Raw genomic sequence first — 12120 nt, forward strand, 5'->3', positions numbered from 1 at the left:
GGGCCCACGAGGCGGCCGGCCCGGCCCCGTAGCTGGTCCGGTGACGGATCACAAGCGTCCCACCACGGGCAGTTGATCGTTCTTCCTGGCAAGGTTGATGGCATGGCCGCCATGATCCGATCCCGCCTGACCGATTGGACCACCCTCGTACCCCTGATCGCGGTCGTCGTGCTCGCGGCCACCTGGAACCGGAAGCTGTCCGGCCCGCTGGTCTTCCTGGTGGCCGCGCTGCTCGCCGGCGCGGTGCTGGCGGCCGTGCACCACGCCGAGGTGGTGGCGCACAGGGTGGGCGAGCCGCTGGGGTCGCTGGTGCTCGCGGTGGCGGTCACCGTGATCGAGGTCGGTCTGATCGTCACGCTGATGATCAGCGGCGGCGACAAGACACAGGCGCTGGCCCGGGACACCGTCTTCGCCGCCGTGATGATCACCTGCAACGGGATACTCGGCCTGTCCCTGCTGCTCGGCGCGCTGCGGCGGCGGGTGGCGGTGTTCAACCCGGAGGGCACCGGCGGGGCGCTGGCCACCGTGGCCACGCTCGCCACCCTCAGCCTGGTGGTGCCCACCTTCACCACGAGCCGGCCCGGCCCGGAGTTCTCCCCCGCGCAACTGGCCTTCGCGGCGGTCGCCTCGCTCGCCCTGTACGGCCTGTTCGTGATGGTGCAGACCGGCCGGCACCGCGACTACTTCCTGCCGGTGACGCAGGAGGGCAGCATCATTCCCGAGGACGCCGACGGTGACGGGCACGCCGACCCGCCGTCGACGCGTACCGCCCTGGCCAGCCTGGCGTTGCTGGTGGTGGCCCTGGTCGCGGTGGTCGGGGACGCGAAGAGCGTCTCCCCGGCGATCGAGGCGGGCGTCGAGGCGGCGAACCTGCCGCAGGCGTTCGTCGGCGTGGTCATCGCCCTGCTGGTGCTGCTGCCGGAGACCCTCGCCGCCGCCCGGGCGGCCCGCCGGGACCGGGTGCAGATCAGCCTCAATCTGGCGCTCGGCTCGGCCATGGCCAGCATCGGCCTGACCATCCCGGCCATAGCGCTGGCCTCGATCTGGCTGGAGGGCCCGCTGCTGCTGGGCCTGGGCGGCACCCAGATGACGCTGCTGGCGCTGACCGCGGTGACCGGCGTGCTCACCGTGGTGCCGGGCCGGGCGACCGTGCTCCAGGGCGGGGTGCACCTGGTGCTGCTGGCCGCATTCGTCTTCCTCGCCGCCAGCCCCTGACCGTCGGCCGGCCCGTGACCGTCGGCTCGCCCGTGACCGTCGGCCGGCCCGTGACCGTCGGCGAGGGAGCCGTCAGTCGTGCAGTTCGGTGCGGGCCACCTCGGCGAACGCCGCCGACAGGTGGTCGGACAGGGGCCGGCCGGTGGCCGCCATCAGATCGGCGATGAGCAGCGGGGCGTGCCGGGCGATCGCGGCCGCATCCGGTGGCGCGTCGTCGTCGCCCGGGTCGTAGACGCCGAGCGCGCTCGCCAGCAGCACGAGCAGCACGTGCGGGTCGACGTCGGCCCGCCAGGCCGCGTTCGACCGGACGCACCGCTCCAGCACCTGGCGTACGTCGTCGCCGTCCAACCCGTCCGGGTGGCTCTCCTCCAGCAGCAACCGGACCACGCCGCCGAGCACCAGCCCGGCCCGGTCCGCGGAGGTGAGCCGTTCCACCGCCGGCCCGTACGCCGCACCGTCGCGCTCGGCGGCGGCGGTCACGGCCACCATGGCGGCATCGGCGATCTCCCGAGCGGCCGCGGGGAGGTGGCGCCAGGTCGTGGTCACCGGGCCAGCATGGCAGACCGCACCGACAGGACGCCCGTCAGCCGCATCAGGATGTTTTGAGCTCGAATATCCGGGGCACCGAGATCCGCACTGTTGATCGAGCGGCACGCGGCGCCCGAGATGCCGGATGCGCTCGGTCGTACGTCATGACAGGACCGTGGCACGCGACGCGCGTACCGGAATGGAGCTGATCGTGAGCACACCGGAACTCACACCGTTGTCCCTCGACGAGTTGGCCGCAGAGGCGGCGACCGCGCTGCCCACGAAGGAGGTGATCTCCCTCCTCGACCTCAACGTGGACCTCGACCTCGGGCTGGATCTCGCGGCGCCGATCGACCTCGCGGTGGCCGCCAACGCCAACGTCGCCGCCCCGATCGACGCCGCTGTGGGCGCCAACATCCTCTCCACGGGCTCGACCGCGGCCGCCCTGTCCGACCAGGGCGTCCTCATCGACCAGACCATCTCCGGCCACGCGATCGCCACCGCTCCCCAGGACAGCGCGATCGACCAGTCCAACGACGTGATCGACGACGGCACGACCGACCCGGGCACCGCGGACCCGGGCACCACCGACCCCGGCACCGGTGGCACGACCGACGGAGACGTCACCGTCCCGACCGACCCGGCGTCGATGCTCGACGGCGACCTGCTGAACGTCGACGTCAACGTGGCCCTCGACGCCGACCTCGCCGCGCCGGTCGCCGGCGCGGTCGCCGCCAACGCCAACGTCGCGGCGCCGATCGACGCCGCCGTCTCCGCGAACGTCGCGTCGGTGGACTCCAGCGCCACCGCCATCTCCCAGCAGGACGCGATCATCACCCAGCACCTCGACGACGTGACGGCGCGCGCCACGGCCGACCAGCAGGCCGAGATCACCCAGTAGCGATGAGTGTCATCTCGCCGTCCGGCCCGATCACCTCGCAAGGGCGGGGCGCCGTCAGCACGGTGCTCCGCCCTGCGGGGGGTTCCCGACCGGAGCCGGACACCGCCGAGGCCACCGGATCCGGCCCGCGGGAGGTCGTGCCCGCCCACGCGCCGGGACTGGAACTGCTGGGCGAACTGCCGGGCTCCGGGTATCGCCAACCACCCGGGCTGGTACGGCGTGACGACGGCCAGACCTGCCAGCTCACCCGGCTGTTGTATCTCGTTCTCGAGGCGATGGACGGCCGGCGCGGCTACCCGGAGATCGCGGCGCTGGTCAGCCGGAGGATCGACCGTCTGGTCACCGCGGACAACGTGCGCATGCTGACCGAGCAGAAGCTGCGCCCGCTCGGCCTCATCGCACGGTCCGACGGCGCCGCACCGACGGCGCGCAAGGCCAATCCCCTGCTGGCGCTGCGGTTCCGACTCGTGGTCTCCAACCCGCGGGTGACCCGACGGATCACCCGGCCGTTCGCGGCCCTGTTCCGCCCACCGGTCGTCGCCCTCGTCCTGGTCGCCTTCCTGCTGTCCACCGGATGGGTGCTGTTCGAGAAGGGGCTCGCCTCCGCCACCCACCAGGTGTTCGACAGGCCGGGCCTGCTGCTGCTGGTCTTCGCCATCACCATCGTCTCGGCCGGCTTCCACGAGTTCGGGCACGCCGCGGCCTGCCGGTACGGCGGCGCCACCCCCGGCACCATGGGCGTGGGCCTGTACCTGGTCTGGCCCGCCTTCTACACCAACGTCGACGACAGCTACCGGCTCGGACGGGCGGGCCGGATCCGCGTCGACCTCGGCGGCCTGTACTTCAACGCGATCGTCGCGGTGGCGATCTTCGCCACCTGGGCGGTCACCCGGTGGGACGCGCTGCTGCTCGTCATCGTCGCCCAGGTCCTGCAGATGCTCCGGCAACTGGCGCCGTTCGTCCGCTTCGACGGCTATCACATCCTGGCGGACCTGACCGGGGTGCCGGACCTCTATGCCCGCATCAAGCCGACGCTGCTCGGCCTGCTCCCGACCCGGTGGAACCGCCCGGAGTCCAAGGTGCTGAAGCCGTGGGCCCGGGTGGTGGTGACCCTGTGGGTGCTGATCGTGGTGCCCCTGCTCCTGATCACGCTGGTGCTGATGGTGACGGCCCTGCCCCGTGTCGTGGCGACCGCCTGGCAGGGCCTGCAGCGCCAGTCCGTGCTCCTGGTCGCGAACTGGGTGGACGGGGACGTCCCCAGCATCGGCGTCCGGCTGCTGTCCGTGCTCGCCATCTGCCTGCCCCTGCTCGGCACGGCGTACCTCCTGGTCCGGCTGGTGCGGCGGACGGTCCGCTCGGTCTGGCGGGCCACGGCGGGCCGGCGGCTGCATCGCGTCGGCGCGGTGGTGGCCGGCGGCGCGCTGGTGGCGGCGCTGGTCTGGGCCTGGTGGCCGGACCCGGCGACCTACCGGCCGGTGCAGGAGCACGAGCGCGGGACCGTCGCCGACGCACTGCCCGCCGGGCAGCGGCATTCCGCCGTGCCGGCGGTCGAGCCGACGCTCCGGGTCGGGGAGCGGCGGACGGTGACCACCGTCTGGCCCGGCGCCACCACGCCACCCACCCCGGGCGAGCAGCGACTGGCGCTCGTCCTGGTGCCCCGGGAGCCCGCCTCGCCCGCGGCCGGCGGGCACCCGCGATCGACCTGGGTCTTCCCGTTCAACCCGCCGGAGGCACCGGGCCCGGGTGACAACCAGGCCCTGGCGGTCAACACCCGGGACGGCTCCACCGTCTACGACGTGGCGTTCGCCCTCGTGTGGGCCGACGGGGACGAGGGCGACGTCGACAACCGCAACGAGGCGTACGCCCTGGCGAGCTGCCGGGACTGCCGCACCGTGGCGGTCTCGTTTCAGGTGGTGCTCGTCGTCGGGCCCGCCGACGTGATCGTGCCGGAGAACGTGTCGGCCGCCGTGAACTACTCCTGCCGGGACTGCCTGACGTACGCGGTGGCCTCGCAACTCGTGTTCACCCTGCCCGAGGGGCTGAGCGACGACACGAAGGACCGCATCACCGCGCTGTGGCGGGAGATCGAGCGGTTCGGCCAGCACATCCGGGGGCTCGGTCCGCAGGAGATCCAGGTCCGCCTGGAGGGGTTCAAGGCACAGATCGTGGAGATCATCGGGCAGGATCCGGCGGTCGCGGCGACGGCCGGCGGCACGCCCTCCGCGACCGCTACGACCGCGGTGCCGGCCGCCGGCACGACCCCGAGCCCCACCGACACGCCGTCCGTCGCGCCGTCGGCGCCCGCCGGCTCCACCGCACCGGCGGCCGACACCCCGTCGCCCGCGGACTCCGCGTCCACCTCACCGGTGCCCACCCCGTCGGGTACGACTCCGTCGGCCACCCCGGCCGAGGGGTCACCGTCGGCCACCACCGTCCAGGAGTCCCCGTCGGACGCCACGGCCGAGGGGTCGGAGATGGCGACACCGACGCCGGTCGGCTGAGACCCACCTCACCCCGTGAGCAACGGGGTGAGGTGGGTCTCTCGAAAACCGTTCGCCGCCTGTCGTACCCCCGCAACAGAATCCAGGCATGCTGCGCCGCGCCCTGCCCGCCCGTCCCGAAGCCCGTCGGATCCTGATCGGCACCCTGCTGTCGGCCGTCGGGCGCGGCCTCACCCTGCCCTTCCTCTTCATCTACCTCACCGACGTGCGCGGGCTGAGCGACCCCCGGGCCGGCCTGGTGATCGGCTGGTTCGGCGCGGTGACGCTGGCGCTGTCACCGCTGGGCGGCACGCTGATCGACCGGTTCGGCGCGCGTCGGGTGGTGCTCCCCTGCCTGGTGATCGAGGCGGTCGGCACCGGCTCGCTGGCCCTGGTCGACTCGACGGCCTCGGCGTTCGGCGTGATGACGCTGATCGCCGTGGGCAGTTCGGCGATCTGGTCCGGCCAGAACACGATCCTCGCCTCGCTCACCGGCGACGGTGAGCGGCAGCGGGTGTTCGGGTTGAACTTCGCGCTGCTCAACCTGGGTATCGGGGTGGGCGGCCTGATCTCCGGCGCGGTGGTCGACGTGGCCCGGCCGGTCACCTTCCAGGCCATCTACCTGCTGGACGCGCTGAGCTACCTGATGCCGGGGCTCATCCTGCTCACCCTCCCGCACGTCGGGCACCGGCTGGCCAGGGCCGCGACGGAGGCCACCCGGCCGGCCGGGGGTTACCTCACCGTGCTGCGGGACCGGCCGTTCCGCCGGCTGGTCATCTTCGGTCTGGTCCTCACCACCTGTGGCTACGCGCAGATCGAGGTGGGCTTCGCCGCGTACTCGGTGCGGGTGGTGGAGGTGTCGCCGCGGGTGGTGGCCTGGGCGCTGGCCGGCAACACCGTGATGATCGTGCTCTCGCAGCTGCTGGTGATCCGCCGGATGGAGGGCCGGAGCCGGACCGGCGCGCTCGCCGCGGTGGGTGCGGTCTTCGCGGCCGCCTGGCTGGTTCTGGGCGCGGCGGGCGTGATCGGCACGGGCAACGCGCTGCTCGCGGCGCTGGGCGTGGTGGCCTGCTCGGCGATCTTCGGGTTCGGCGAGACGATGCTGTCGCCGGTGATGCCGGCGCTGACGAACGCGCTCGCCACCGACGAGCTGCGCGGGCGGTACAACGCCATGAGCTCGATGATCTTCGGGATCAGCGGGGTCATCGGCCCGGTCACCGCGGGCCCGCTGATCGGTGCGGCACACGGCCGGCTCTGGGTGGCCGTCGTGGTGGGCGGCTGCCTCACCGCCTCGGTGCTGGCCCTGTCGTTGCGCCGGCTGCTCACCGCCGGTCAGGACGGCCGCGTCGCCGCCGTCGTCCGGGAGCCGGAGCCCGCGCACGCCTGAGCACTGTCGCCGCACGCGAACGGGCCCCGGAGCATCAGCTCCGGGGCCCGTCGTCGTGCGGGTCGGCCGTCAGGCGGCCGGAACCTCCGCGGTGGTCTGGATCCGGTTCAGCGCCGGCGCGGAGACCGGCGACTTCTCGGTCAGGTACGCGGTGAAGGCGTCCAGGTCGATCATGCCGGTGACGGCGTTCGTGCCACCGGTGAGGACGCTGAAGCCGTCGCCACCGCCGGAGAGGAAGTTGTTCACCGTGACGCGGTAGGTCGCGGCGTCGGTGACCGGGGTGCCGTTGATGGTGAGGCTGCCCCGGACCACGCGGGTGCCGGTGCACGGCGACCCGGCCGGCGCCGTGGTGCCGTTGACGTCGACGACGTAGTGCACGGTCGAGGACGCGTAGAGCACCTTGGCGGTGGTGAACTGCTGCTCCAGCAGGCAGTAGAGCTGGGCGCCGGTCAGGTCCAGCGTCACCAGGTTGTTGGCGAACGGCTGGACGGTGAACGCCTCGGCGTAGGTGACCGGGCCGGCGTCGAGGTCGGCGCGGACACCACCGGGGTTCATGAACGCGGCGACCGCGTTCTGCTCGTTGTCGGTGGCGGCGAGCTGGGCGTCGGCGATGACGTTGCCGAGCGGCGACTCACCGGTCTGGTACGTCGGCTTGCCGTTGACGTCGACCCCGGTCTGGTACAGGTTCTCCTGGGTCTTGGTGAGCACGCTCGTGGTCTCGCCGACCACCTTGTCGGCCACCGGGCCGAGGGCGGTCTTGTAGTGGGTGATCAGGTCGTTCGTGGCCTTGTCCGGGTCGACGGTCCGGGTGACCACGACGTTGTTAGCGGACGCGCTGACGATGTCCTTGCTCCGCCGGTCGATCTTCAGGTCGATGTCGGTGACCAGGCGACCGAAGGAGCTGGCGCTGGTGACCAGCTTGCCGTTGATGTTGCAGTTGTACGCGGCGTGGGTGTGCCCGCTGACGATCACGTCGATCGCCGGGTCCATCCGGTTCGCGATGTCGACGATCGGGCCGCTGAACCCGGTGCAGTCGTTGATGCCGCCGCCGTTCTGCACGCCGCCCTCGTGGAGCAGCACCACGATGGACTGCACGCCCTGGGCCTGCAGGATGCGCGCGTACCTGTTGGCGGTGTCCGCCTCGTCGGCGAAGGACAGGCCGGCGACGCCCTGCTGGCTGACGATCTGCGGGGTGCCCTCGAGGGTCATCCCGATGAAGCCGATCTTCACGCCGTCGATCTTCTTGATGCCGTACGGCGGCAGCAGCGGCTTGCCGGTGGCGGTCTTGAAGGCGTTCGCCGACAGGTACTGGAAGTCGGCGCCCGCGAACGGGGTGCCGTCGCCGCAGCCGTCCACCGGGTGGCAGCCGCCGTTCTGCATCCGGAGCAGCTCGGCGGCGCCCTCGTCGAACTCGTGGTTGCCGACGCTGGTGAACTCGAGCCCGGCGAGGTTCATCTCCTCGATGGTGGGCTCGTCGTGGAACGCGGCGGAGAGCAGCGGCGAGGCGCCGATGAGGTCACCGGCGGCGACCGTGACGGTGTGCTCCCGCTCCTCCTCGGTGGTGCCCCGCAGCGCGTCGAGGTGGGCGGCCAGGTATGCCGCGCCACCGGCGGTCTTCCCGTCGATGGTGCCGCTGGAACCGGTCGGCGGCTCCAGGTTGCCGTGGAAGTCGTTGATGGCGAGCAGCTTGACGTCGATCGGCGTCGGGTCGGCTGCGGCCTGGTCGGGGTGTACGGCGACCGCGGTGAACGCGGTGGCGGCGAGTGCGGCCAGGCCGACGGCGGCCCGGCGGCGCATCCCGGGGACGGACATGGAACTCCTCGTGAGACTCGGCGCGTGGCTGTCCGGGCGATGGTTCGCACCGGTGACCCTGGACGTGCCGTGACAGGGGTCGATCGCGGATGACGGCGGTCGGGGGACGCCGCCTGCCGAAGCAAGCTTGCCACCCGTCAAGCGATCGGTCGACCGGGGCAGTCCATCTCAACTGCGGATACCGACAGCAACTTGCGCCGGTACGCCCGACTAGTCGGACATGACCGGCGGGTGAATTCCTTCATGCCCTGCCGCTGTCGGAGGTATGGACTAGGAAAGTAGCCATGGAGTCGAGCGGGACCAACTGGACGGTGGACTCGGTGCGGTCCGCCGACGGCACCACGATCGCCTACGAGACGGCCGGTGACGGGCCGCCCATCATCCTGGTCGGCGGGGCCTTCAACGACCGGAGCACGACCCGCCCGCTGGCCGCCGCGCTCGCCGCCGACTTCACCGTCTACGGCTACGACCGCCGGGGTCGCGGCGGCAGCGGTGACACCGGACCGTACGCGGTGCAGCGCGAGATCGAGGACGTGGCGGCCCTGACCGACCGGGCCGGCGGCAGCGCCCACCTCTACGGCCTCTCCTCCGGCGCGATCCTCGCCGCGTATGTGGCGGCCGAGGGGGTTCCGGTCGCCGGGCTGGCGCTCTTCGAGCCGCCGTTCCAGGCGGGCCCGCACGGTGGCCGGAAGCTGGGGCTGGCCGAGCGGTTGAGCGAGCTGGTCTCGGCGGGCCGGCGCGACGACGCGGTCGCCCTCTTCCTGACCGACGCGGTCGGCGTGCCCACCGAGGCGGTCGGCGCGATGCGCGAGGCCCCCGAGTGGGGCTGGATGGCGGGGCTGGCGCACACCCTGGCCTACGACACCACGGTCACGGGCTCCGGCGGCCTGCCCGAGGACCGGCTCGCGGCGATCACCGCTCCCACCGTGGTGGTGGACAGCACCGGCAGCCCGCCGTGGCTGCGGGACGCGGCCGTCGCGACCGCCGGGGCGATCCCCGGGGCGACCCACCTCAGCCTGGCGGGTGGCTTCCACGAGGTGCCGCCGGAGGTGCTGGCCCCCGCGCTGCGCGACGCCCTGCTCGGCTGAGTCCGGTCGAAAGGTCTGCCGGGCGGCCGGGGTCCCACGCCCACGGCGCCGGCTCCCAGGGACCAGGGAGCCGGCGCCGTGCGCGGGGCGGACCAGCAGGAGGGTGCGGCACCTGCTGATCCACGATCAGGTGTCGCGGCCCCTTCATGTCACGTGCAGAATCTTGCTCGCGCAACCTTCCCACGGGTAAATACATTCGCGGACGAGCCGAACAGGACCGTTCGGTGGTCAACATCTGCCGGTACGCCGGTCGCATCCGCCCGAAGGCCCGGCCCCGGCGGCAGCGCCAGACGTGCGCGCGACCGCGCCGGGTCGACCGGGAGCTGGGGGCGTATCGGGGACTTTTCGCCCTGACGGCGGGCGAGCACCCGCGGCCGGTGGAGGATGCCGACTGTCCGATCTAGACCATCGCGCGCCCGACGCGGCGCCGACGCGGCGAGCGGATGAACCCACAGGGCGCTGAGCTGCGGCTACGTGTCCGAAACCGATCGAAAGTGAAGAATTTTATTTGAATCGCTCGGTTGGACCGGGGTACCGGATGGACGCACGAATGAGCCAGAGGAAGGAAGAGTTCATGCATGCAGCACGTCTCCGGACCGCCTCGGTCGCCCTGGCCGCGAGCGTAGGACTGGTCCTCGCCACGACGGGTGTGGCGCAGGCCGCCCCGGTGAGCCAGCAGGCCCAGCAGGCACCCGCGGCCGCCCCCGCGGCGTCCGCGGTCAGCACGCCCGTCACCGGCAGCTTCACCGACGCGCTGGGCGGGGTCGGCAACTTCGCGGGCACCTTCACGCCCACCCGGTTCGTCAACCAGAACGGTCAGCTCGCCGCCGTGGGCACGCTGACCGGCACCCTCACCAACTCCGCCGGCACCTCGCTCGGCGCCGTCAACCAGCAGATCACCGTGCCGGTCCAGGCGGCTGCCACCTGCGACATCCTCAATCTCGACCTCGGCCCGCTGGACCTGAACCTGCTCGGTCTCCAGGTGCACCTCGACGAGGTCGTGCTCGACATCACCGCGCAGCAGGGCCCGGGCAACCTGCTCGGCAACCTGCTCTGCGCGGTCGCCGGCCTGCTCGACAACACCGGCGGCGGCAGTGGCGTCCTGAACGGGATCGTGGCCCTGCTCAACCGGATCCTCGGGGCGCTCTGATCCATTCCGACATCGCGGAGCTGAGGGCGGAGGCCATCGGGACCTGGTCCCGGTGGCCTCCGCCGCGTCCCGCCCCGCCGACCGCATCCTCCGCCAGGCGGCCGACCCGGGAGCGGGGCCAGTTGCCCCGGACCCCGGGCCGGGCCGCCAGGTAGCCGGTGATCCGCGCGACGCCCCAGCCGTGCGCCTCGCGCAGCCCGCGGGCGAGCATGCCGAGGTAGACCGGAGCCGGCGAGGTCCAGTCCACCTCGGACGCGCGGTGCGGGGCCGTGAACGTGAGCATCGGCAGGCCGTCACGCGTGCCGACCCGGAGCAGGGTCTCGTAGCGGCCGGGGCCGAGGGTGGCGCGGCCGGTCTCCGCCGCCACCCGGATCAGGTCCAGGTCCGTCCCGGGCGGCCGGTACATCTCCTGCGCCGCGATGTCGGCGAACTGCTCGACCGTCACGAGGTAGCCGCGCACGGCCGCGCGTCCCGGCAGGTCCGGGTCGTAGAACGCCATCCCGCCGGTCCAGGCCCGCGACTCGCCGGCGAAGTAGACACCGCCGGGGATCAGCCCGGCGGCCGTCCGGCGCGGTGGCCGGCAGTCCCGGCAGCCGGGGTACGTGCGCAGCCCGCCGGGTGGGCGCCCGCCCCGCATGTACCGGTCGAGCCGCGCCGCGTGCAGGTTCGAGCCGTACGCGACGTACCAGAGCAGGGGCTCCACGGGTTCAGAACCAGCAGGTCCGCCCGGCGGCGTGGCTGACCTGGACCGTATGCGTCACGCAGCCCCCGTCGGCCACCCGGTGCAGCAGGAACGCGGTGGGCTCGGCGACCCACCCGATGCCCTCCTCGTCGGTCATGGCGAGGCTGACCTGCATCCAGGTGCTCGGCGCGGTGGTGAGCACCGTGCCGGCGAAGGCGCTGGTGACCGGCCGGTGCAGGTGGCCGGCGGCGACCCGGACCACGTGGGGGTGGCGACCGATCACCTCGGCGAGCGCGTCGGCGTCGGTGAGCCCCATGGCGTCCATGGCCGGCACGCCGACCGCTATCGGCGGGTGGTGCAGGCACACCACGGCGGGCACCTCGGTGCGACCGGCCAGCACGCCGTCGAGCCAGCCGAGCTGGTCGTCCCCGAGCCGCCCGGCGTCCCCGCCGGGGGCGAGCGAGTCCAGCACCACGAGCGTGCCGTCCGGCTGGTCGACGTGGTAGTGGGCCGAGAAGCCGCCACCCAGGTACGGGGTGCCGCCGAAGGTGTCGAGCAGGGACTCCCGGTCGTCGTGGTTGCCGGCGGCGAGGTGGACGGGCAGCGGGAATCGCCCGATGATCTCGCGCAGCGCGAGGTACTCGTCCGGACGGCCGTTGCTCACGAGGTCGCCGGTGATCACCACGCAGTCGGGCCGGGGGCGCAGGGCGAGCACCCGCCCGAGTGCCCGGTGCAGCCCGGACGCCTGCTCGGCCGCGAGCAGGCCGGTGGTCACATGCGGGTCGCTGAGCTGGGCGATGAGCATCGGCGCCTCCTGACGAGCCCGGGACCCTCACGCTATCGCCGCCGCACGCGAACGCGCGGCCCTCTCCCGCCC

The 12120-nt window shown here is 72.8% G+C and carries 10 protein-coding genes; 6 read left to right on the forward strand and 4 right to left on the reverse strand.

Annotated elements, in window-relative coordinates:
* Positions 1-111 precede the first annotated feature (111 nt).
* Positions 112-1215, forward strand: coding sequence for a calcium:cation antiporter (locus GCE86_RS24280; protein WP_154230651.1), 1104 nt, complete (start codon positions 112-114; stop codon positions 1213-1215).
* Positions 1216-1287: 72 nt separating this feature from the next.
* Here GCE86_RS24280 and GCE86_RS24285 read toward each other — a convergent pair whose 3' ends face one another.
* A complete protein-coding gene (locus GCE86_RS24285; protein WP_154229062.1) occupies positions 1288-1761 on the reverse strand; it encodes a hypothetical protein in 474 nt (157 codons plus the stop codon).
* A gap of 193 nt (positions 1762-1954) precedes the next feature.
* Between GCE86_RS24285 and GCE86_RS24290 the strand changes: the two genes are divergently transcribed.
* From GCE86_RS24290 to GCE86_RS24300, 3 genes are all read left to right on the forward strand, one after another.
* Complete coding sequence (locus GCE86_RS24290; protein WP_204343308.1) at positions 1955-2644, forward strand: hypothetical protein; 690 nt, start codon at positions 1955-1957, stop codon at positions 2642-2644.
* A gap of 2 nt (positions 2645-2646) precedes the next feature.
* Positions 2647-5145 carry a hypothetical protein gene (locus GCE86_RS24295; protein WP_204343309.1) on the forward strand — a complete coding sequence of 833 codons (2499 nt, stop codon included), beginning with the start codon at positions 2647-2649 and terminating at the stop codon, positions 5143-5145.
* Positions 5146-5233: 88 nt separating this feature from the next.
* Positions 5234-6511, forward strand: coding sequence for an MFS transporter (locus tag GCE86_RS24300; protein ID WP_154229063.1), 1278 nt, complete (start codon positions 5234-5236; stop codon positions 6509-6511).
* A gap of 69 nt (positions 6512-6580) precedes the next feature.
* Here GCE86_RS24300 and GCE86_RS24305 read toward each other — a convergent pair whose 3' ends face one another.
* A complete protein-coding gene (locus GCE86_RS24305; protein WP_154229064.1) occupies positions 6581-8323 on the reverse strand; it encodes a bifunctional metallophosphatase/5'-nucleotidase in 1743 nt (580 codons plus the stop codon).
* 284 nt (positions 8324-8607) lie between these two features.
* Here GCE86_RS24305 and GCE86_RS24310 point away from each other — a divergent pair, with 284 nt between their 5' ends.
* Positions 8608-9411 carry an alpha/beta fold hydrolase gene (locus GCE86_RS24310; RefSeq protein WP_154229065.1) on the forward strand — a complete coding sequence of 268 codons (804 nt, stop codon included), beginning with the start codon at positions 8608-8610 and terminating at the stop codon, positions 9409-9411.
* A gap of 574 nt (positions 9412-9985) precedes the next feature.
* Entirely contained in the window at positions 9986-10561 is a 576-nt protein-coding gene (locus tag GCE86_RS24315; RefSeq protein WP_154229066.1) for a hypothetical protein, read from the forward strand.
* Here GCE86_RS24315 and GCE86_RS24320 read toward each other — a convergent pair.
* Positions 10536-11264: a histone deacetylase gene (locus tag GCE86_RS24320; RefSeq protein ID WP_244317053.1), complete on the reverse strand. Its 729-nt coding sequence runs from the start codon at positions 11262-11264 to the stop codon at positions 10536-10538. The genes GCE86_RS24315 and GCE86_RS24320 overlap by 26 nt on opposite strands.
* Positions 11265-11268: 4 nt before the next feature.
* The gene (locus GCE86_RS24325; protein ID WP_154229067.1) at positions 11269-12048 is read right to left on the reverse strand and encodes a phosphodiesterase; all 780 of its coding nucleotides are present in this window, start codon (positions 12046-12048) and stop codon (positions 11269-11271) included.
* Positions 12049-12120 lie beyond the last annotated feature (72 nt).

Source organism: Micromonospora terminaliae, assembly GCF_009671205.1.
GTDB classification, from domain to species: Bacteria; Actinomycetota; Actinomycetes; order Mycobacteriales; family Micromonosporaceae; genus Micromonospora; species Micromonospora terminaliae.

Bases quoted from the DNA above. Each gene is read 5' to 3' on its own strand.
- GCE86_RS24325 (WP_154229067.1), bottom strand. From the start codon at position 12,048: ATGCTCATCGCCCAGCTCAGCGACCCGCATGTGACCACCGGCCTGCTC.
- GCE86_RS24315 (WP_154229066.1), top strand. From the start codon at position 9,986: ATGCATGCAGCACGTCTCCGGACCGCCTCGGTCGCCCTGGCCGCGAGC.
- GCE86_RS24280 (WP_154230651.1), top strand. From the start codon at position 112: ATGATCCGATCCCGCCTGACCGATTGGACCACCCTCGTACCCCTGATC.
- GCE86_RS24310 (WP_154229065.1), top strand. From the start codon at position 8,608: ATGGAGTCGAGCGGGACCAACTGGACGGTGGACTCGGTGCGGTCCGCC.
- GCE86_RS24300 (WP_154229063.1), top strand. From the start codon at position 5,234: ATGCTGCGCCGCGCCCTGCCCGCCCGTCCCGAAGCCCGTCGGATCCTG.
- GCE86_RS24305 (WP_154229064.1), bottom strand. From the start codon at position 8,323: ATGTCCGTCCCCGGGATGCGCCGCCGGGCCGCCGTCGGCCTGGCCGCA.
- GCE86_RS24295 (WP_204343309.1), top strand. From the start codon at position 2,647: ATGAGTGTCATCTCGCCGTCCGGCCCGATCACCTCGCAAGGGCGGGGC.